This window comes from Salinibaculum sp. SYNS191 (genome assembly GCF_037338445.1).
GTDB classification, from domain to species: Archaea; Halobacteriota; Halobacteria; order Halobacteriales; family Haloarculaceae; genus Salinibaculum; species Salinibaculum marinum.
This window is the reverse complement of the sequence record NZ_CP147838.1, coordinates 98,270-119,070: the sequence shown is the minus strand read 5'-3', so window position 1 is coordinate 119,070 and position 20,801 is coordinate 98,270. Positions and strand designations below refer to the sequence as shown.

General features: G+C 66.7%; 20 protein-coding genes. 8 read left to right on the top strand and 12 right to left on the bottom strand.

What is annotated here, in order from left to right; all coding sequences use genetic code 11:
• Positions 1-136: 136 nt before the first annotated feature.
• From mce to WDJ57_RS00600, 3 genes are all read right to left on the bottom strand, one after another.
• Positions 137-523 carry a methylmalonyl-CoA epimerase gene (gene mce, locus WDJ57_RS00610; RefSeq protein ID WP_338906323.1) on the bottom strand — a complete coding sequence of 129 codons (387 nt, stop codon included), beginning with the start codon at positions 521-523 and terminating at the stop codon, positions 137-139.
• Between the two features lie 17 nt (positions 524-540).
• A complete protein-coding gene (locus WDJ57_RS00605) occupies positions 541-2,217 on the bottom strand; it encodes an acyl-CoA mutase large subunit family protein (protein WP_338902952.1) in 1,677 nt (558 codons plus the stop codon).
• An 89-nt stretch (positions 2,218-2,306) separates the two neighbouring features.
• The gene (locus WDJ57_RS00600; RefSeq protein WP_338902950.1) at positions 2,307-2,885 is read right to left on the bottom strand and encodes a GNAT family N-acetyltransferase; all 579 of its coding nucleotides are present in this window, start codon (positions 2,883-2,885) and stop codon (positions 2,307-2,309) included.
• Between the two features lie 129 nt (positions 2,886-3,014).
• Here WDJ57_RS00600 and WDJ57_RS00595 point away from each other — a divergent pair, with 129 nt between their 5' ends.
• A complete protein-coding gene (locus tag WDJ57_RS00595; protein ID WP_338902948.1) occupies positions 3,015-5,012 on the top strand; it encodes an AMP-binding protein in 1,998 nt (665 codons plus the stop codon).
• A gap of 12 nt (positions 5,013-5,024) precedes the next feature.
• Here WDJ57_RS00595 and WDJ57_RS00590 read toward each other — a convergent pair whose 3' ends face one another.
• From WDJ57_RS00590 to WDJ57_RS00570, 5 genes are all read right to left on the bottom strand, one after another.
• A complete protein-coding gene (locus WDJ57_RS00590) occupies positions 5,025-6,356 on the bottom strand; it encodes a hypothetical protein (protein WP_338902947.1) in 1,332 nt (443 codons plus the stop codon).
• 31 nt (positions 6,357-6,387) lie between these two features.
• Positions 6,388-7,851, bottom strand: a complete 1,464-nt coding sequence (locus WDJ57_RS00585; protein ID WP_338902946.1) for a double zinc ribbon domain-containing protein — start codon at positions 7,849-7,851, stop codon at positions 6,388-6,390.
• Positions 7,852-8,028: 177 nt separating this feature from the next.
• A complete protein-coding gene (locus tag WDJ57_RS00580) occupies positions 8,029-9,120 on the bottom strand; it encodes a PP2C family protein-serine/threonine phosphatase (protein WP_338902945.1) in 1,092 nt (363 codons plus the stop codon).
• Position 9,121: 1 nt separating this feature from the next.
• Positions 9,122-10,351, bottom strand: coding sequence for a serine/threonine protein kinase (locus WDJ57_RS00575; RefSeq protein ID WP_338902944.1), 1,230 nt, complete (start codon positions 10,349-10,351; stop codon positions 9,122-9,124).
• Positions 10,352-10,400: 49 nt separating this feature from the next.
• On the bottom strand, positions 10,401-11,609 hold the full coding sequence (locus WDJ57_RS00570; protein WP_338902943.1) for a vWA domain-containing protein: 1,209 nt from the start codon (positions 11,607-11,609) through the stop codon (positions 10,401-10,403).
• A gap of 240 nt (positions 11,610-11,849) precedes the next feature.
• Here WDJ57_RS00570 and WDJ57_RS00565 point away from each other — a divergent pair, with 240 nt between their 5' ends.
• From WDJ57_RS00565 to WDJ57_RS00550, 4 genes are read left to right on the top strand one after another with little or no spacing between them, the layout of a single operon-like run.
• Positions 11,850-12,713, top strand: coding sequence for an ABC transporter permease (locus WDJ57_RS00565; protein WP_338902942.1), 864 nt, complete (start codon positions 11,850-11,852; stop codon positions 12,711-12,713).
• Positions 12,710-13,597, top strand: a complete 888-nt coding sequence (locus WDJ57_RS00560; protein ID WP_338902941.1) for an ABC transporter ATP-binding protein — start codon at positions 12,710-12,712, stop codon at positions 13,595-13,597. Before WDJ57_RS00565 ends, WDJ57_RS00560 begins: the two co-directional genes overlap by 4 nt.
• Positions 13,590-14,216, top strand: coding sequence for a hypothetical protein (locus WDJ57_RS00555; RefSeq protein WP_338902940.1), 627 nt, complete (start codon positions 13,590-13,592; stop codon positions 14,214-14,216). Before WDJ57_RS00560 ends, WDJ57_RS00555 begins: the two co-directional genes overlap by 8 nt.
• A 4-nt stretch (positions 14,217-14,220) precedes the next feature.
• The gene (locus WDJ57_RS00550; protein WP_338902939.1) at positions 14,221-14,508 is read left to right on the top strand and encodes a winged helix-turn-helix domain-containing protein; all 288 of its coding nucleotides are present in this window, start codon (positions 14,221-14,223) and stop codon (positions 14,506-14,508) included.
• Positions 14,509-14,510: 2 nt separating this feature from the next.
• Here WDJ57_RS00550 and WDJ57_RS00545 read toward each other — a convergent pair whose 3' ends face one another.
• On the bottom strand, positions 14,511-14,870 hold the full coding sequence (locus tag WDJ57_RS00545; protein ID WP_338902938.1) for a hypothetical protein: 360 nt from the start codon (positions 14,868-14,870) through the stop codon (positions 14,511-14,513).
• 327 nt (positions 14,871-15,197) lie between these two features.
• Positions 15,198-16,175 carry a phosphoadenosine phosphosulfate reductase family protein gene (locus tag WDJ57_RS00540; RefSeq protein WP_338902937.1) on the bottom strand — a complete coding sequence of 326 codons (978 nt, stop codon included), beginning with the start codon at positions 16,173-16,175 and terminating at the stop codon, positions 15,198-15,200.
• A gap of 198 nt (positions 16,176-16,373) precedes the next feature.
• Between WDJ57_RS00540 and WDJ57_RS00535 the strand changes: the two genes are divergently transcribed.
• Positions 16,374-16,940 carry a hypothetical protein gene (locus WDJ57_RS00535; protein WP_338902935.1) on the top strand — a complete coding sequence of 189 codons (567 nt, stop codon included), beginning with the start codon at positions 16,374-16,376 and terminating at the stop codon, positions 16,938-16,940.
• Positions 16,941-17,095: 155 nt separating this feature from the next.
• Here WDJ57_RS00535 and WDJ57_RS00530 read toward each other — a convergent pair whose 3' ends face one another.
• Entirely contained in the window at positions 17,096-17,701 is a 606-nt protein-coding gene (locus WDJ57_RS00530) for a DUF7110 family protein (RefSeq protein ID WP_338902934.1), read from the bottom strand.
• A gap of 232 nt (positions 17,702-17,933) precedes the next feature.
• Here WDJ57_RS00530 and WDJ57_RS00525 point away from each other — a divergent pair, with 232 nt between their 5' ends.
• Positions 17,934-18,974: an NAD(P)/FAD-dependent oxidoreductase gene (locus tag WDJ57_RS00525; protein ID WP_338902932.1), complete on the top strand. Its 1,041-nt coding sequence runs from the start codon at positions 17,934-17,936 to the stop codon at positions 18,972-18,974.
• Here the strand turns inward: WDJ57_RS00525 and WDJ57_RS00520 are convergent, their stop codons facing one another.
• Positions 18,975-19,316, bottom strand: coding sequence for a 2Fe-2S iron-sulfur cluster-binding protein (locus WDJ57_RS00520; protein WP_338902931.1), 342 nt, complete (start codon positions 19,314-19,316; stop codon positions 18,975-18,977).
• 100 nt (positions 19,317-19,416) lie between these two features.
• On the opposite strand from WDJ57_RS00520, the gene WDJ57_RS00515 reads away from it, so the two are divergent.
• Positions 19,417-20,787, top strand: coding sequence for a geranylgeranyl reductase family protein (locus WDJ57_RS00515; protein ID WP_338902929.1), 1,371 nt, complete (start codon positions 19,417-19,419; stop codon positions 20,785-20,787).
• Positions 20,788-20,801: the final 14 nt, after the last annotated feature.

The following is a 20,801-nucleotide window of genomic DNA, read 5'->3' as shown; positions in this document are numbered from 1 at the left end:
CCGGTCGGCCGCTCGCAGGAAACCGGCGGCAAAGCCGCCGGATGCTCGTGGTAGGCCTGCCCTTCCCCGGGTTCTCGCGGGTCGCACAGCGACCACGCGCTCCCGGCCACGCACGACGACGAGCCGTCTACTCCGTTCAGTGCTGGACGAACTCGACCAGGATTCCGCCCGTAGATTTTGGGTGCAGGAAGGCGACTTCGTGGCCCCACGCACCGCCCCGGGGTTCCTCGTCGATGAGGTCGATGTCCATCTCGCGTGCGTGGGCGAGCGCGGCGTCGATGTCGCCGGTCGCGACCGCGAGGTGGTGAATGCCTGGCCCGTTACTGTCGAGGTAGGAAGCGATGGCACCCTCGTCGTCGGTCGGTTCCAGCAGTTCGAAGTAGCCGTTGCCAAGCGAGAGGAAGACGACGTTCATCCCGTCGAAGGTCTCCTCGTGGGCGACGTGGGTGTCGAACAGGTCGGTGTAGAGGTCGGCCAGTCCCGCCGCGTCGTCGGTGGCGATGCCGGCGTGGTCGAAGTGCATGTCCATGTTCGGTCACCTCAGATACCGGGCTGGTACTCGCCGAAGACATCGCGCAACGCGTCGCAGATTTCGCCCGTCGTGGCGTAGACTTTCACCGCGTCGATGATGTAGGGCATCAGATTCTCCTCGCCCTCCGCGGCCTCTTTCAGCGCCGCGAGTTCGGCTTCCACGGCCTCGTCGTCGCGCTCGGCGCGGACGGCTTCGAGGTTCTGTTTCTGCTTGCGCTCCTCTTCTTCGCTGACTTCCTCGATGTCGACTTCGTCTTCCTCGTCGGTGGTGAACTCGTTGACGCCGACGATGATGCGCTCGCCTTCCTCCTGTTCGCGCTGGCGCTCGAAGGCGACGTCCTGAATCTGGCGCTGGACCCACTGGTTCTCGATGGACTTGCGCATCCCGCCGCGGTCGTCGATTTCGTCGAGGATGTCGAACGCCTCGTCTTCGAGGTCGTCGGTCAGGCTCTCGACGTAGTAACTCCCCCCGAGCGGGTCGATGGTGTCCGCCGCGCCCGACTCGTGAGCGAGAATCTGCTGGGTACGCAGGGCAGTGCGGACGGACTTTTCGGTGGGAATCGACAGCGCTTCGTCTTTGCCGTTGGTGTGGAGGCTCTGGGTCCCGCCGAGGACTGCGGCGAGCGCCTGGTAAGCGACGCGGACGACGTTGTTCTCGATTTGCTGGGCGGTCAGCGTCGACCCGGCGGTCTGAGTGTGGAACTTCAGTTGCTTGGACTTGGGATTGTCCGTGTCGAAGCGGTCCTCCATAATCTTCGCCCACATCCGGCGGGCGGCGCGGAACTTCGCGACCTCCTCCAAGATGTTGTTGTAGGAGGCGAAGAAGAAGGACAGTTGCGGCGCGAACTCGTCGACGTCCAGGCCGGCGTCGATGGCGGCCTCGACGTAGGCGATGCCGTCGGCCAGCGTGAAGGCGATTTCCTGCGCGGCGGTCGAGCCGGCTTCGCGGATGTGGTAGCCGGAGATGGAGATAGTGTTGAAATTCGGTGTCTCCGCGGCGCAAAAGTCGAAGATGTCCGTGATGATTCGCATCGAGGGCTCGGGCGGGTAGATGTAGGTGTTGCGGGCGATGTACTCCTTGAGGATGTCGTTCTGGATGGTGCCCCGCAACTCCTCGCGGTCGACGCCCTGCTGGTCGCCGACGGCGATGTACATCGCCAGCAGGACGCTCGCGGGCGCGTTGATGGTCATCGACGTGGAGACTTCATCGAGGGGAATGCCGTCGAAGACGGTCTCCATGTCGGCCAGCGAGTCGATGGCGACGCCGGTCTTGCCGACTTCGCCAGCACTCATCGGGTCGTCGGAGTCGTGACCCATCTGGGTCGGCAGGTCGAAGGCCATCGAGAGGCCGGTCTGTCCCTGGTCGAGCAGGTAGTTGAACCGCTCGTTGGTCTCGGCGGCGGTCCCCATCCCCGCGTACTGGCGCATCGTCCACAGCCGTCCCCGGTACATCGTCGGGTAGACGCCGCGCGTGTAGGGGTCTTCGCCGGGGAACCCGACGTCTTCCTCGTAGTCGATGTCGGCGACGTCCGCGGGCGTGTACAGGGGGTCGACGGCCTGCCCTTCGGTGTCTGTCGTGAACTCCTCCTTGCGCTCGCCAAAGCGGTCTACGGTGGGCGCGTAGGATTCCGCCTCCCACTCCTCCTTCGCGGAGCGGATTTCGTCGAGGTCCTCCTGTTCGAACATGAAAAAAACTGAATGTGGCTGTCGACTTAACCCTTCAGTAACTGAGTCGAGGTAGCCCGTGACTCGGTCACACCTCCTACCGACCGCCGCTACCCCGTATCGTACTTGTACGTCGCCTCGTCGGGGTCGATACCGAAGTCCTCGGGTCCCTCCTCCGGTTCCGTGTCCTCCTCCTGGGCCCGCGCCCCCTTGAACGCCTCGCGGAGCCGCCGCGGCATCCGGAACCGTTCGGGCTCGATGCGCATCGGCACGGCGTCGGGTTCCAGCGACTCCTGCTTCTCGGTGAGCCGCTTCCGGAGCGTGTCCGGCAACTGGGCGGGTTCGATGCGTTCGAAGCCGAACTGGGCGAGATACTCCGCCTCGCCGGAGAGGGTGTACACGACGTCGAAGTCGCTGTCCCCGGCCGTCTGGACGAGCCGCTCGACGACGTGGGCACCGACCCCCTGGCCGCGCCACTCCTCCAGGACGCCGATGCTCGTCAGTTCGCAGAGCTCGCCGTCGTCGGTCTTGTGAATCCGGATGCGACCGAAGCCCGCCCGTTCGTTTTGCTCCTCGTCGACGGCGATGACGTAGTCCCGGGAGCGAAAGGCCGTCTCGTCGAGACCGAGGTCCTCGATGTGGTCGAGCAGCCACGCTTCGTCGCGATTGCGGGCATCCCGGACGTACATACTCTCCGTTTGGCGAGCCGCGGTCAAAAGGATACTGCCGTCTGGGAGCGCCTGCGGACGCGACCCCGGCGTTACGTCGCGGTCACACAAGTTCTTTGAGGGACGTCAACATTGGTGCTGGTGAGACACATGCCTGAGTCAACGACGGAACTCGACGACGTCCTCTACGAGCCCAGCGAGGCGTTCGTCGAGGAGAGCAACGTCTACGCGTTCATGCAGGAACACGACATCGAGGACTTCGAGGACCTCCACGAGCGGACCGTCAGCGACGTCGACGGCGTCGACGCCTCCGGGCTGGACTGGTTCTGGGACGAGGTCGTCGACCACCTCGACCTGGACTTCTACGAGGACTACGACCAGGTACGCGACGCCAGCGAGGGCCCGCAGTTCACCGACTGGTACGTCGGCGGCGAACTCAACATCGCCCACAACACGGTCGACCGACACGCCCGTCCGGACTCGGAGACCCGCAACAAGGTCGCCACCATCTGGGAGGGCGAGGACGGCGAGGTCCGCGAGGTGACCTACCACGAACTCCACCAGCAGACCAACCGCGTCGCCAACGCCCTCGAAGAACGGGGTATCGGGACGGGCGACACCGTCGGCCTCTACATGCCGATGGTCCCCGAAATCGTCCCGCTGCTCTATGGCTGTTTCAAGGTGGGTGCCATCGCCGTCCCTATCTTCTCCGGCTTCGGCGTCGACGCCACTGCGACGCGCATCGAGGACGCGGAGTGCTCGGTGCTGTTCACCGGCGACGGCTTCTACCGCCGCGGCAGCACGGTCGAACTCAAGGAGGCCGCCGACGACGCTATCGCGGAGGCCGGCCACGTCGAGCACACCATCGTCTACAACCGGCTGGGCTCCGACGAGAGCGACCTGCCCTGGCACGACCGCGACGAGTGGTGGGCCGACGCCGTCGGCAGCCAGTCGGACGAGTACGAGACCAAATCGCTCCCCTCGGACCAGGAGTCGATGCTGCTGTACTCGTCGGGGACGACCGGCAAGCCGAAGGGTATCGTCCACACGCACGCGGGCGGCCTGGTCCAGCCCGCGAAGGAGATCTACTTCTCGTTCGACCACAAGCCCTCGGACCGCTTCTTCTGGGTCTCCGACATCGGCTGGATGATGGGGCCGTGGACGCTCATCGGCAACCACGCACACGGCGGCACCATCTTCCTCTACGAGGGCGCACCGGACGAACCCGAACCCGACCGGTTCTGGCGGATGATAGACGACCACGCCCTGACGACCTTCGGCATCTCGCCGACGGCCATCCGCGCGCTCCAGAAACACGGCGACGAGTGGCTGGAGGGCCACGACCTCTCCAGCCTCCGCCTGCTCGGCTCGACGGGCGAGCCCTGGGACCCCGACTCCTGGGTCTGGTTCCTGAACAAAATCGGCCGGGGCGAGGCCCCCATCATGAACATCTCCGGCGGGACCGAAATCTTCGGCTGCTTCCTCCAGCCGACGCCCCTGCACTCGCTGAAGCCCGGCACGCTCGGCGGGCCGGCGCTGGGCATGGACGTCGACATCGTGGACGCCAGCGGCGAGTCCATCGCGGACACCCACGAGAAGGGGTATCTGGTCTGCAAGTCCTCCGCGCCGTCGATGACGAAGTCGCTGTGGTCGGGCGACGAGCGCTACCTGGAGGAGTACTGGTCGACCTTCGAGGACATGTGGGACCACGGCGACTGGGCCCAGAAGGACGAGGACGGCTTCTGGTTCCTGCTCGGCCGCGCGGACGACGTGCTCAACGTCGCCGGCCGGAAGGTCGGCCCCGCGGAGGTCGAGGGCGCGCTCATCGAACACGAGGCGGTCAACGCCGCCGTCGCCATCGGCGCATCGGACGACACCACCGGGACTGCCGTCGTCACCTACGTCATCCTCAACGACGGCTACGACGAGAGCGACGCCCTCCGGGAAAAACTGCGGGGACAGGTCGGCGAGGACCTCGGCAAGCCGTTCCGGCCGCGTGAAGTGCTGTTCGTCGACGAGTTCCCGAAGACCCAGAGCGGGAAAATCGTCCGCCGCATCATCCAGAGCGTCTACGAGGGCGAGCAATTGGGCGACCTCTCCAGCATCGAGAACCCCGACGCAATCGACGGGATAGACGACGCGCGGTAACGCCGTCGCCGCTTACTCTGCCTGTAGTTCGCTGCCGCAGGTCGGACAGTAGTCGAAACTCGCGTCAGCGCCGTAACGGTCGCCACAGGAGGGACAGCGGTAGCCGCCGTCCGCGTCGGATGTGTCCTCGCTGCCCGACAAGGCACTGTCGTCGTCATCGTCGAAACCGCCGCCAGAAGGTGGCTTGAACACCCGCGTGTGGCTCCGCTCGTCGTACTCGTCCTCGTCCTCCTCCTCGTCACCGCCGTCGTCCGCCGTTTCGGTGCTGTCGTCCCCGCCAGTCGTTCCTTTGCTCGCGGTTGCACTCCCCGCGGACGCGCCACCGGCGGCACCGCTAGACGAGGCAGCCGACGCGGAGGCGGACTTCCCTGCGCCAGAGGCCGTCGCCGTCGCCGCCCCGGTCGAGGCCGCTGGCGTGGTCGACGACCCGGACTGTTCGCTGTCGGACTGGTTACCTGCGGAGTTGCTGCCCGACTTGCTGCGGCCGGAGTTCCCGTGCATCGGCCGCGCGAACTCCGGGTATCGCTGTCCGGTCCGTAGCTCCGACCGGGGAACGTCGGGGCTCCTGGTCCGGTTGACCTGCGCGGCGACGACCTGAACCGCGAAGTACAGGCCGACCAGCGCGACCGGGACGAGCGCCGTCGCACCCAGCAGGTACGGCACCGTCACGTCGGCCACGGTGGTCGCGCCGACCAGCGCCGTCTCGACGGTGCTGACGCCGACCTTCCCTGCCAGGCCGGCCGCTGCCGCGTCGACGATAGCCTGCCGACCGGTGAGCGTCGCCGCGCTGACGGGAATCGCGACGGCGTCGACACACAGCGCGAGGAACAGCAACGCCTCCGAGAGTCGCGGATGTGAGAAGCTGAAGACGCGGTAGCTGGCGGGGACCGTTCGCACGAGCGTGAACAGCCCGAGCGCGCTCGCGACGCCCAGGAGCGCGGCCGTCGCCTCTCCGAGCGCGACGGCGGCACCGATGCCGCCGACAGCGAGGAGGAGATAGGGGGCGACGAGCAGGAACGGATGTGTGAACCGGTAGTGCTGGCGGACGTTGTCGTTCGCGTTCGTCACCGCCCGGTCGACCAGGAAGGTGACGACGGCCGCCGGAACGAGTACCCAGAGAACGACAACGAGCACGACTGTCGCCGTCCCGGTCGCCTGCCACGCCGCCGCGGAGGTCGCCCGGTCGCCGAAGTCGAGCCCGAAGTTCAGCGCCGCCCCGGTCGCACCGACCCAGACGGCGTAGGCGACGGCGACGGCGACGGCCCCGCCGAGGAGTCGTCGCTCGCCGGTGACGAGCAACCGGAGGGACGCGACGAACTCCCGGAGAATCTGTGCTGTGTCCATGGTGGGTGGCGACGTGTGCGCACCTTCAGCGTTATGGCTCCCGGACCTCGATGCTGATGACGTCGGAGAGGGTTATCTCGTCGCCGGGACCGACCGGCTCGCGGTCACCCTGCTCCATGTTCTGGTTGTTGAGCCGCGTCGGGTTCCGCCCCAGGTCGACGAGGTAGAACGCCCCGCCTTCTCTGACGAACCGGACGTGCTCGCGGTGGATGCGGACGGCCTCGTCCTCCTCTCCGCCGTGGTCGGTGATGATGCGCCGCAGTTCCCTGCCGACGGCGTCGCCGTCGCTCACGAGGATTTCCTCGCCGCGCGTCGCCAGGAGGAGCTGTTCCGGCTCCGACGGCTGCTCGTCGTCCTCGCCCGCCGCTTCGTCGGCGGTGTCGGCTTCCGCTTCCGTCTCCGCTTCGCCGTCGCGATGCGCGTCCAGGTCCTCGCCGCAGGACGCACAGAAACTGTCGCTGGGCTCCACGTCGTCCCCGCAGGACGGGCACTCCGACAACTGGTCGTCGCCACGGTGGGCGTCGAGGTCCTCGCCGCAGGACGCACAGAAGCTGTCGTCCGGGCCGACGCCGCTGCCACAGGACGGGCACTCGGTCAGTTCCGGCTCGGCCGCCTCCTCGCCCGGTTCCACGGCCGAGACGTCCTCGCCGCAGGAGGGACAGAAGCTCACGTCCGCATCGAGCGTCGTCCCGCAGCCCGGACAGTCGATTTCTTCGGCCTCCTCGGCCTCCTCGGTCTCTACTTCACCCTCCTCGACCTCGACTTCCTCCTCACCTTCGCTCTCTGTCTCCTCCGCTTCCGCCGCAGACTCCTCTGGCTCGGCTTCGGGGAGTTCGTCCGCTTCGCCTTCGTCGGCCTCGTCTTCACTCGCTTCGGGTTCTTCCAGTTCGCTCTCGTCGAGTTCCGGCTCTTCCTGCTCGACGTCCGCTTCGAGCTCCGGTTCCTCGGCGTCGCCCCCGGCCACCTCGGACTCCTCGGCCGCTTCCGCTTCCTCCGTGACAGATTCGATGGCAGGCTCGGCATCCGCTCCATCGTCCCCGGCCAGCGAGTCGTTGTCTGCGGGTTCGCCCGCTTCGACTGGCGACTCGTCGTCCGGTTCCTCGCCTTCGGCCGCGTCCGTCTCCGCGAGCGGGTCCGCAGCGGGTTCGTCCTCCTCGTCCTCGGCGTCGCTCTCCGCTGTCTCTGTCGCCTCCACCCCGCTCTCCTCGTCGTCTTCATCCGTCTCGTCGTCCGCAGCCCCGAATCCGAACGCCTCGTCCAGTTCGTCGCTCCCGTCGGCCTCGTCCATCTCCCCGGCTGCCAGCGGGTCCGAGGACGCGTCAGTGTCTTCGTCGGCAGTCGTTTCCTCGTCGACGTCGTCTTCTGCCTCGATGTCTACCTCCTCGTACCGCCACTGGCCGCACTCGGAATTGGTGCACCATCCCCCGGCAGCCGTCGGGTCGAACTCCTCGCCGCAGACGGGACACTCGACCAGCGAACTGGAACTCTCTGACATTGCTGTCCCGACTGTCGCAGGCCGTGTAAAAAACTGTTGCCCCCGCAACTAGAGTGGCCTTACTCCGGTCGTCCACTCGGGCGTCGTCCAGCGGAGACGGAAGCGAGCGGGCTCACATACCGGTAGGACGTGCTTACTCGCCGACCGAACCGACCGGTACGTCGGGCCGACGCCGGGTCACTCGTCGACGATGACTGTCTCGCGGTCCTCGACGGGTCTGGTCTCGTCCACGTCGCGGAATCGTACCTCGGCGTCCTCGGGGGTCGCGGGGAACGCGCCGTCGCGGAGCAACAGCGCGGAGAGGTTGTCCTTCCCGCCCCGGTCGTTCGACAGTTCGACCAGCGAGGCCGCGGCGTCGTCCAGCGACTCAGCGTCGAGGACCGTGTCACGAATCTCCGCGTCGGTGACCACGGCCTCTCTGATTCGCTCGGCCACGTCCTCGCTACGGTCACTCTCGACGTACTCCTCGTGGAGGTGCGGCGCGTCGGTCTGGGCGTCGATGAGACCGTCGCTGGTCACCAGCAGGATGTCCTCTGCGTAGACGTCGACGGATTCCGTCTCGACCGCCACCGAGGCAGTCTCGGGGTTCTCCGTCCCCGTTCCCCCGAGCGCGCGGGTGATTTCGTTCCCGCGCGGGTGGACGTGGGCCTCGGCGTCGTCGAGTTCGCCCTCCCGGTGCAGTTCCTCGACGACCGAGTGGTCCCGCGTCAGGCGCGCGATGTCCGACTGCGCGCAGTTGACGAGGTACGCCCGGCTGTCGCCGACCCAGCCGTAGTGGAGCCGCCCCTCGACGACGATGCCGGCGACGACGGTCGTGTACGCGCCCACGCCGGTCTCGGCCGCGTTGGCGACGATTGCCTGGTGGGCGGCGACGATGGCGTCCTCGATGGCCCCGCGCAGGTCCGCCTCGTCCGGTACCTCGGGTGTCCGTTCGACGTCCACGTCGAAGGGGTCCGGGTCGGCCCGAGCCGCCCGGACGACGACGTTCGCCAGTTGCTCGCAGACGACTGTGGTCGCGATGTAGGAGGCGACGTCGCCGGCGTCGTGCCCCCCAGCGCCGTCGGCGAGGACGAACCCGGCCGCACCGCGGTTGGCCGGCCGGTCGCGCCCGTCGCCGTCGCCGTCGCGTTCGGTCGGGTCGACGGCGATGCGCTGGCCACGGTAGCCCTCCCGGTGGCCCTGCTCGAAGACGGTCAGCGCGATGCTGTCCTCGTTGATGCCCGACTCCCGTTTCCGCTCGCCGATGTCGTAGTTTGTGGCGTAACGCATCTCACTCCTCCTCGAACTGGAAGGTCTGCTTGTAACTCGGGTGGACCAGGGCGACGAGACTGCCGTCGGTCAGCGGGTACGTCTCCGGCGGCACGTTGCCGTGGCGGTCGGCCGGGTTCTCGCCCTGTTCGCGCAGTCGCTCCCGGCCGTCCGCGCTCAGCACCCACTCCCAGCCGTCGCCGCTCTGGACGTAGGTCCCGTTGGTGCTCCGGTCGCGCAGCATCCACTGGTCGCCCTCGATGTCGAACTGCACCTGCACGGTCGAGATGTACTCCCCCTCGTCCTCGATGGCGATGGAGGGGGTCGGTCCCTTCGCGTACCGCCGGCCGATGGTGTCGCCGGGGTAGACCGTGTACTCGGCGTTCCCCTGGAGATGGGTCAGTCTGGCCTTCGGCGGGGGGCTGGGGTCCCGCGCGGCCAGGACGTCCTTCATCACGGTGGCGTTGGGGTAGCGCTCCTCGTAGTTGGAACGGGTGGCCTTCTCGACGATGTCCGCGAGGTACGGTTCCGTGTCGATGCCGAAGTCGCGGGGGTTGATGCCGTCTTTCTTCGGAACCGTCCCGCGCAGCAGAAAGAGCAGTATCTTCCCGATGGAGTAGACGTCCGACCAGGGCCCCTGCCGAATGTCGCTGCTCCCCGCTTCCGCGACTTCGGGGGGTTTGTACGGGCCGAGAATCGTCGTGCCGGAGTCCTCGGCGTGGCCGTCGGCGTCGAAGCCGGTGGCGGTGTTGAAGTCGATGAGCACGGGCGTCGGGCGGCCGTCCCGCTCGGTCAGCATCACGTTGTCCGGCTTCAGGTCCCGGTAGACGATTTCCGCCTCGTGGAGAAAGCCCATCGCGTCGGAGAGGTCGATGCCGACCTGGCGGACCTCCTCGGTGTCCTCGCGTGGCCCCAGTTCCTCGATGGCCTCGTCCAGTTCGTACCCGTCGATGTACTCCACGACGAGGAAGTCGACGCCGTCGTGGGTCCCGCGGTCGACGAGGGTCATCACGTTCGGGTGCCCGCCGGCCGCCTCGATTCGCGACAGTGTCTCCCCCTCCTTGTGGAAGTACTCGTCGATGACGTCGGGGTCGTTGCTCGACCCCTCGTAGTTGGGAATCTTGACGGCGACGGTCTCCCCGGTCAGCGTGTCGCGCGCGACGAACGCCTTCGCGAACCCGCCCTCGCCGGCCTCCGCTTCGAGGTCGTACCGGCCAGCCAGGCGCGTGCCGACTGTCGGTATCTCGGTCATGCGTCCCCCTCTGGACACTGCTCACGGGGTCGCCGGGTCGCCTCGTCGGTCACTTCTGGATGCCTTCGTCGTCGTCGCTGACTATCTTCGTCGCGCGGTTGCGCTCGGCGCGGCCGCCCTCCTTGACGATTTCAGTCTGGCGCTGGACGTTCTGGACGATCTGGGTCTCCTCGCCGTGGATGCGGGTCATCTGCTCGACCTGCGTCTCCGCCGTCTCGACGTTGCCCTTCCCGAGTTCCGTCTGGATGACCGTCTGCTGGTGGTCCAGTTGCACGTCCTCGTTGTTCTCCGCGAGTTTCTCGTTGTCCTCGGTGTAGGTGACGCTGATGGTGTCTCGTGCGGTTCCGCCGCGGGCGGTCAGGGCCACGTCCACCAGGTCCACGTCCTGCTCCTCGTCGCGCTGGCCCGGGACGTGGACCTTCATCACGACGCGCTGGTGTTCGCGCTCGGTGAGGTCGGGGAGTTTGACGATGGCGGTGTTGTCCTCCCAGTCCAGGTCGACGTCCTGGGCCTGCGGGAGCGCCCGGTAGACGTCGGTGACCTCCACGCCGTCGGCGACGTCCAGTTCCAGTTGGGCGTCCGTGGCGACGACGGAGTTGGCCTGCTCGACGGCTTCGCCGAAGAAGTCCTCGATGTCGCCGGGGCCTTCCAGGTGAGTCCACTCGCCGCGGGCGGTCGTTCCGAGCGTCCGGATGGTGTCCTCGTTGTAGTCGTGGCCGATGCCCGCGGACTCGATGCGGATGCCGGCCTCGTCGATTTCGAGGGCGAGGTCGCGGAAGTCCGGCGGGTCGTTGTGCTTGTCCTTGCCGTCCGAGAGCAGGAGGATGCGGCGGACAGCGGTGCCCTCGTTGGCACCGTCGGTGAACTCCAGGGATTCGAGGGAGTTCTGGGCAGTCCGCAGGCCGTCGAACATGTTGGTGCCGCCGCCGGCGGTCAGTTCGTCGAGCGTCGCCATCGCGTCGTCCCGGTCGATGTCACCCCACCGCGTCGGGCGAATCACCAGTTCGGCCTCCGAGTCGAAGGCCACGATACTCACGTAGTCGTCGTCTTCGAGGAGGCCGAAGACCCAGGACGCGCCGTCGCGGGCGCGCTGTATCTTCTCGCCGCTCATCGAACCGCTGGTGTCGATACAGAGGGCAATGTGGCGCTGGACCTGTTCCTGCTTCTCCCCCGGCTCGACGTCTACCTCCGCCGTGATGGTGGTGCCGTCGACGGGCACGTTCGGCCGGTTGACGTCGGTCCGAATCTCCGCTGTCATACCATCCACCTGAACCCCCTCCCCCATGAATTTTGCCCGGTACTCACCGTTGTCCAGTAGTTTGTCACCACATGGCTGCAGTATAGAAACCAGTTTCCCCTGTGCCGAACTCGCCTTCTTTCTCCCGGCCACCCGATTGTGAAATACGAAACAGCCGCTTCAGATGCTGAGGCAATAGCTTTGCAACACAAAGTAGATAATATAGCAAATTTTATTGCAAGACAGACTGATCTGCGAACGATGACGTCCCCGCACGCAGCAGTCGGCGCGAGAGCGCGCGGTACCGCAGGGTGGCTGCGGCAGGCGCGTGCCTTCGCCGAACGCTACGGCAGAGAGCTGTTCAGGAACAAGGCAGTGCTGTTCTGGTCGGTCGCCTTCCCGGTCGCCTTCTACCTGCTCACCATCACCGTCTTCGTCGACACCTCCACGATACCGGAGTCGGTGCTTCCCTACGTCAAGGCGGGCACGGCGGTCAGCTACGGGATGTTCGGCGCGGTCATCGCGTCGCTGAACTCCTTCGGCCAGCAACTCGCGGCCGACTTCGAGGCCGAGCGGTACATGCAGTATCGCGCGCTCCCGCTGGCCCCCAGCGCCGACCTCGCCGGGCGGATGGTCGCCGGGACTGTGCTCTCCGTTGTCGCCTTCGCTGTCGTCGTCGCCGTCGCCGTCCTGACCGGCGGCGAGTTCGGCCTGCGCGGCCCCGTCTCCGTCCCGCTCGTCCTCGTCGCGGTGGTCTCCTTCGCGCTGGTCTGGATGACACTGGCCGTGCTCGTCGCGACGCTGGTCAGGGACACCCGCTACGCCTCCATCGTCACTATCAGCATCGCGCTCGGGTCGTACTTCCTGACGGGGTACAACGGGACCGACCCCTCGGCCTTCCAGGGGCCCGACGCACTCCTGACGTGGCTGCCCAACACCGCCGCGACCCGGCTGGTCAGCCACCACGTCGTCGTCCCGCCGGCGGACCTCGCCAGCCAGGCGGGCACCCTTTCGGTTCCCGACGCGCTGTTCGGATTCGGACAGCTCACTCTCTACGGTGTGCTGGCCGCCGGCCTCGGCGTGGTCCTGATGCGCCGCGTCGTCTACCGGGGGGTGAGCGCATGACAGAAGCCGCCCTGCGGAGCCGCGGCGTCGAGAAGGAGTTCGGCGCGGACGACGTCGTCAGGGGCGCGGACCTGACCGTCCGCGAGGGCGAGATTCTGCTCCTGATGGGACCGAACGGCGTCGGCAAGACGGTCCTGCTGTCCTGTCTCGCCGGCAGCCAGCACCCCACGGAGGGCTCCGTCGAGGTGTTCGGCGAACCGGTCACGGAGGACGGCGGCGACAGCCTGAACTTCCTCCTGCAGGACTCGATGGCCGTCGACACGCTCACCGGCCGCGAGAACGTCGCCTTCTACTCGCGGCTGCACCACCGCTTCACCGACCGCTGGGAGGCGTACGTCGACCGCCTGGGGCTGGCCGACGACCTCGACAAGCTCGTCAAGCACTACTCCGAGGGGATGAAACGCAAGATCGAACTCTCGCTGACGATGAGCGTCGACGTGCCGGTGTACCTGCTGGACGAGCCGACGGCCGGCGTCGACCTCACGAACATCCAGCGCTTTCACGACATCATCCTCGACCAGTACGACGACGGGAAGACCTTCCTCGTCTCCAGCCACCGGCCGATGGACGCCAACATCGCCGACCGCATCGCGTTCATGCCCGACGGCACCGTCTCGGCGGTGGGCACGCCGGAGGAACTGATGGACGCAGTGCCGCCCGTCGTCCGCGTCACCGGCAGCGACGCGATGCGCGACGCCGAAGCCTACGTCGTCGACGGCCAGTTGTTCCCGCTCGGCGGCGAGGCGCGGGGCTTCCTCGACGAGTCCCACGACTTCGAGGCGGTGGCGGACGAACTCCCGGACGGGAGCGTCGAGCGCATCGACCCGACCTACACCGACCTGTTCAACTACTACGTCCACGTCCAGGGGGCCGACGATGAGTGAGGAACTGGACGTCGAGGAACTGCGGTCGGAACTGGAGACTATCAAGGACGCGATGGGCATCCGGGAGCGCTATCCCAGCCAGTTCCGGCTCTGGCTCGTCTACGGCGTCCTCGTCGGACTCGCCGCGCTCGGCTCCCAGGCCGTCGTCCTCTACGACCTGCCGGGGTGGGGCCACTGGGTCGCCTGGGGCGGCCTCATGGGACTCGGCGGCGTCTACCAGTGGGTCGGAATCGACCGCGAGATGGGTGCTGGCGGGAGTTCCGACGCGAAGCCGAACGTCGGCGTCCACTACCTGGCGGCGTTCGGATACGCGTTCGCGGTGCTCGCTGCGGTGAGCCCGCTCTTCGACGGTGCCGAGGCGGCGGTCCTCAGTAGCACCGTCTTCGCGGTGGTCGTCGGCGCTGTCGGGTTGGCGTACGTCCTCGTCGGGAACGCGCTGAAGGCGTACTACATCCGCCGGCGCGACCGACTGGCCTTTTACCTCGGCGGCGCGTGGATGCTGGGACTGGCCGCCGTCATCCCGAACGTGCCCGCGCTCCGGCGGTGGGGCTACGCGGTCTTCGGAATCGCCTTCGCACTGCACGCCGTGGGGTCGTACATCGCGCTCGCACGCGCCTGACAACATGGACTTCGACAAACTCGTCCACCAGCCGACGCGGCTGCAAATCTTCGCCTACCTCTACCGGCACGGCGAGACCCGCTTCCCCGACCTGACCGAGGCACTGGACGTCACGGAGGGCAACCTCTCCAGCCACCTCCAGAAGATGGAAGATGCCGGTGCCGTCCGCGTCGAGAAACAGTTCGTGGACCGGAAGCCGCAGACGACTTACGAACTCACCGACGAGGGCCGCGAGAAGTTCGAGGACCACATCGGCACGCTGGAGGCGCTCATCGACCAGATAGAGGAGTAGCGCTACCCGAACAGCCCGCGCAGCCGCGAGAGGAGGCCGTCGGACCCCGACTCACGCTCCGCTTCGAGTTCCGCCAACAGTTCCCGTTCGACGGAGGATGGATTCCGGTCGAAGGACAGGTCCGCTGTTCCGTCTGTGAGTGCCCTTCGGCCCTTCTCGGTCAGTGACGGCCCGGTGCCGTCCTGTTCGATGAGACCGAGCGTGTCGAGGCTGTCGAGGGTCCGCTGGACCTGTTCGACCCCGCGGTGACTCTGGTTAGCCATCCACACCGCCCCGCGGTTGGATTTCGACCCGGGCGAGGCGTACTTCTCGCTCTGGGCGACGTGCATGAGGGTCTGCTTCTGGGTCTCCGAGAGCGCCATACTCGTCCCGAGGCGGGATAGGGTGAAAAATCCGGGTGCCGCGGTAGAACGCGGCTGTGGCCGGGAGCGCGTCCCGAGCGACAGCGAGGGCGCGCGAATCCAGGGAAGGGCAGGTATGCCGCGAGCATCCGCGCGAGCAACGCGAGCGCGGTTCCCCGCGAACGCTCTACCGAGCGTGAGCGGCCTTTTTCCCCAAGTTTTTGCGAGGAGCGGTGCGCCCGCGGCGAAGTCGTTCGAAAGGCGCAAGCGCCTTTCGTGATGACGAGAGAGCTTCGCTCTCTCGAACCACCGCGGTGCGACACCCGACGAAGCAAAAAGTGGGGTCCCCTACATATACCCGAGGTCGCGCAGGCGCTCCATCAGGTCCTCTTTGTCCTGGGCGCGGCCGGCGCGCTCGGTCGTGTTGGCCATGTCCTGGAGCCAGGCGGGCTCCTCGGCGGACTTGTCGGTCGAAATCTCACTACCCAGCGAGCGGAACCCGGCGAAGTACTTCGGGCTGACCGGGATGTCGTCCTGGGTGAGGTCGTTGGGCAGGTCGTCGGCACCGGTCGGGACGTAGCCGTCGTCGGGGTAGCCCTCGACCGTCTCGGGCACGACGAAGCCCCAGAAGGTCTCCCAGACATCGGGTTCGGCGAACTGGAGGATGGGCTGGATGCGGTCGTGCGGGGGGTAGATGTCGGGGTCGTGGCGCGGCGAGAAGAAGGTCTCGTCGGCGCGGGCCTCCTGTTCGTCCCAGCGGACGCCGGAGATGACGCCGTCGACGTCGTACTCCTCCAGCGTGGCGTTGAGCGCGACGGTCTTCAGCAGGTGGTTGCCCACGTAGGTATCGAGCAGGAACGGGAAGGTGTCCTCCTCGTATTCGAGGATGTTGCGGACGTGGTGCTGGTTGTGCTCCGAGAGGTCCTCGATGGGGATGTCGTCGCCGGGTTCGAGGCCGTGTTCCTCGACGTAGTCGCCGACGTCGTCGTTCTGTGCGTAGATGACCTCCAGGTCCCACTCGTCGGCCCAGTGGTCGACGAAGCCGTGAATCTCGTCGAAGTGCTGGAAGTGGTCGATGAAGACGGCCGGCGGCACTTCGAGGTCGAACTGCTCGGCGACCTCCTTGATGAAGTACAGCGTGAGCGTCGAGTCCTTCCCGCCGGTCCACATCACGACAGGGTTCTCGTACTGTTCGAGGCCCTGTCGGGTGACCTCGATAGCCTTCTCGATTTTCTCCTCGATACTGGGGTAGTCGGCCGGCTCCTCGCCGTCCCCCTCATCGTAGTTGACGTCCAGGTACTCTGGGAACTCGGCGTTGGTCGACATGATGTAATGAGATATAATTATACTGCGTCGTAAGTGCTTTTCGGGATTCGCCGAGCGGGCGGTGGGACCTACCTCTCGGAGACCGTCGTACGCTTCCAGAATCGTCCTAATTCGGCTTTACTGGGCTTAATCGGGGTCAAATCGCAGTGACCGTCTCGGGCGTATTAGTTCGACTGGTCCCTGGACCCGGTCGCAATCATGACCAGTACGACAATCTCGGATTCGCTCGACCGCGAGACGGTGCGGTCGGCGAGCAAGGTCCTGCTCGCCGGCGTCTCGCTCGTGTTCGTCCTGTACCTGGTGACGCTGGTACCGGGCATCGACAGACTCGTGCCGCAGACGCCCGTCACGTTCGCCGCGCTCGCGAGCGCCGTCGTGACGGTGGTGCTCGTGACGCTGCTGCTGTCTGCGGCACCGAAACTCGCCTCGCTCGCGCGGATGGGACTCGACGGCCCCAGAGTGCTCGTCGAGAACGTCGCGTCGGTCGTCTACTGGCTGGTGGTCCTCGCGGCCGTGCTGGTCGCCCACAGCGGACTGGCCGGTCTCGTGACGCCCGTCCTCGACGAGGCGGTCTGGCTGTACGACGTGGCCTTCCTGCTGGCGGCCCTGCCTGCCGTTGCCGTCGTCGCTGCCCGTCTGTACTCCACGCTCGACCCGGGTGCGGAACTGGTCGCCGAGCGGGTCGCGGGTGGGTCGGGCGCGGACGAGCAACCGACAGGGGAGGGTAGCGCATCGTCGCGGACCGCCGACTCGTCGGACCGCTGAGAGACGACCGGCCCGGCCGTCGCTCGCGTTCGGTCCGTGGCAAGGGTACGGAAACAGCGTCTCGGCTAGCTTCGGCGCGTCAGAGCGTGTCGGAACGAGCGGTTCGAGCACTGTCGGGTGGCTGTAGAGACGATAGCTGAAGCAGCCGCGAAGAATCAGTCGCTGATGAACTTGTTGTCGCGCCAGTTGACCCCGTCGACGCCCTCGTCGTCGGTGGGGTCCTCGGTGACGGTGATGGACGCGGCCTGTCGCTCGCCGTCGACGATGCGGAAGGCTTCGAGTTCCTCGTCGACGGCCGCGATTGCGGTGAGCGCGCCCTTCTCCGCGTTCAGGGCGACCTCACAGAGAACCTGGAACATCGGGAACTGGAGCGCAGTGTTCTGGAGCACGGTCTCGCGGTCGCCCTTGAAGCAGGCGTACTCGACGAGTTCGGACTCGATTTCCTCTTCCTCTTCTTCGAACGCCCCCCACTGCGGTGTGCCGCCGTTGGGTCGGCCGGTCGGTGGTCCCGCCCCCTCCTGTTCCTCCGGGTCTTCCTCGTAGACCCGGTTCTCGGTGACGCTGGCCTTGAGCTGTGCGGTCGGCGTGTACTTGCTGATGCTGTCGTCGGCCGGAACTGCGCTGATAATGAGCGTATTGTTTCGACGTGTGATATCGACGTCTTCGATTTCCGGCGGCAGCTCCGGGGAATCGAAGTACTCGTACACGTCGTCGAGCGGCAGTTCCAGTGTCGAGTGGAGTCTGTATACGCGGCTGGTCATAGTTTGAGTGGTGCGCCGTCCGCTGACGCCGGTGTCGTGATTCTCTACGTGACCCAAGCATATATGGGCTATCCTTCTGATGTCTGTCCACTTGATTATCAGTTTGTTACCAGACAGCTACGGGCTGGTCGACCAGGACGGCCGCAGCGTCGTCGCGGAAGGGCCAGCAGGTCCCGCCTTCGGTCCGGGTACCAGAGGTTGAAATACGACCAGGTGTATAGATGGAAGTGACATGAGTGAGCCGCAGGAGTACCAGGTAACGGTCGTGGGCGGCGGCCCGGCCGGCCTGACGACAGCACTGTACACGACCCGACTGGGACACGACACCGCGCTCGTCGACCGCGGCGGCGGCCGCGCGGCGATGATGGCAGACACGCACAACGTCATCGGGGTCACCGAGGAGACCCACGGCAAGGAGTTCCTGCAGACCGGCCTGGAACAGGTCAAGAGCTACGGTGCGGACCACTACCGGGACTTCGTGACCGACGCCGAGCGGACCGACGACGGCCGCTTCCGCCTGGAGGGCAACGACGTGACCATTCTCACCGACCGCGTCGTGCTGGCGACAGGATTCAGCGACGGACACCCCAACCCGCCCGCCCCGCGGACCGCTCGCGGGCTGCACTACTGCCTGCACTGTGACGCCTACATGTTCGTCGATGCCCCCGTCTACGTGATGGGGACGGGCAACAGCGCCGCCTACGTCGCCATGATTATGCTGAACTTCACCGACGAGGTGGACGTCCTGCTCAACGGCGACGAGCCGACCTGGGACGAGGACGTGGGGCGACAGCTCCGTGCCCACCCGGTCGACGTCGTCGACGAGGAGGTCACCGGCATCGAGAACGACGAGGACGGCTGGCTCGAAGCGATGACCTTCGAGGACGGCACCCGGCGGGAGTACCGCGGCGGCTTCGCGATGTACGGCTCGAACTACAACACCGGCCTCGCCGAGCAACTGGACTGTGACATCAACGACGACGGCACCGTCGCCGTCGACGACCACGGGAACACCAGCGTCGAGGGCGTCTACGCCGTCGGCGACGTGACGCCCGGCCACAACCAGGTCCCGACCGCCATGGGCGAGGGCGCGCGCGCGGGTATCGACATCCACTACGGCCTCCGGAAGTTCCCGATGTCGCTGGAGGAACTCGAAGCGGCGGGAGAACTCTCACGCGCGGACGCCCCCGGTATCTCCGAGCGGATGCGCGAACGCGCCAGAGCACACGAGTCGAACGTCGGGACCGGGTCCGTCGAGGCGGCCGACGACTGACTAGTCGTCCGCCGCCGCGGTGCTGTTCTGGCTGCCCTGCTCGCTCGCCACCTCGGGCTCGATGCTCGGCGGGTACTTCCCGCGGTCGAGTTCGAGGTCAGACTGCGGCCGCGCCATGCAGGTGAGCGCGTACTCCTCGCGCTCCGCGTCGGTCAGACCGCGGGCGGCCGGCTGTGTCACCTCGCCGGAGACTATCTTCGCCGAGCAGGCCAGACACATCCCGACGCGGCAGGAGTACTCCTGGGCGATGCCCTCCTCAATGCAGCGGCTCAGAATCGTCTCCGTCTCGGCGACGGTAATCTCCTCGCCCGTCCCGACGAACGACACGGTGTGCTCCGTCATGGCCAGCGGTACGACGGTTCCCGACTAAACTCTTTATCTCGGCGGAGCGGGCACACCCCGTAAATAAAGAGTTTTGCCGCTCGCGCCTGGACAGAGTGACATGACTACCCACGAGGTGGACGTCGCAGTCGTCGGTGCGGGCACGTCCGGCTGTTACGCCGCAGCGACGCTCGCGAACGCCGGGTACGACGTCGTCGTCGCCGAGCGCAAGGACGAGGAGGAGGCCGGCCACATCGCCTGTGGCGACGCCCTCAAGGGGGCCAGCGACTTCCCCGACGCCATCCCCAAATCCCAGATAGAGCCCGCCTTCACCAACACCGACGTCGACCACGGCCGCTTCGAGATCCCCCAGCTCGACACCGCCGTCGACATCCCGGTCCCCGGCGAACTCGCCGTCATCGACCGCTGGGAGTACGGCCGCCTCCTCATCGAGGGCGCCGTCGACGCTGGCGCGGAGATTCACTTCGACACCGTCGTCAAGGAGGTCACCCAGGCCGACGACGGCCGCGTCGAGGGGCTGACGGCGATTCGCGAGGGCGACGCCGTCGAGTACGACGCGGACCTCGTCGTCGACGCCGCTGGGTCGCTGTCCCTGCTCCAGGACAAGACCGACTTCTCGGAGGCCACCTTCGACACGAACGTCCAGTACTCGCAGTTTTGCTCGGCCTACCGCGAGGTCGTCACCGTCGACGAACCCGTCGAGTGGTCCGACGCGCTCGTGTTCAAACCGACCGAGCGCGCGGCGGGGTACCTCTGGTACTTCCCGCGGACCGAGACGGAGATAAACGTCGGCCTGGGCTTCCAGATGACCGAGGAGCCGATGCACCTCGTGGACGACCTGCGCGACGACCTCCGAGAGCGCGAGGAGTTCGAGGGCGCGACAGTGGACGACAAACTCGGCGCGGCACTGCCGACGCGCCGGCCCTACGACTCGGCCGTGGCACCGGGGTACATGGCCGTCGGCGACGCTGCGGGCCACGTCAACCCCACCACCGGCGGCGGCATCGCGGGGGCCGCCTACGCCGGCAAGTACGCCGGCGAGGCCGCAATCGAGGCACTGGAGCACGGCGACCCGAGCGAGGCGCGTCTCTGGGAGTACAACGAGCGCGTGATGGACCACTTCGGGGCGCGCTACGCGGCGCTGGACGTCTACAACATCTTCACGACGGCGACGGACGTGGACGACCTGATGGGTCTGCTCGCCGCGCTCCCGGTGCGGAACCTCTCGGAGGCGCTGTACGAGGGGTCGACCAGCGTCGGCCTCTGGCTGAAACTCAAGACCGCAATCAAGTCCTTCGGCCACTGGGAGACCATCTACGACCTCTACCAGACGAAGAATCTCGCGGACGAACTGCTGGACCACTACGAGACCTACCCGAGCGACCCCAGCGGCTTCGACCGCTGGCGGTCCGAGCGCGACGACCTGATGGACCGCGTCTACGAGGTCACCGGCGCGGACGCCAAGTACTGACCGCGGGAACGAAC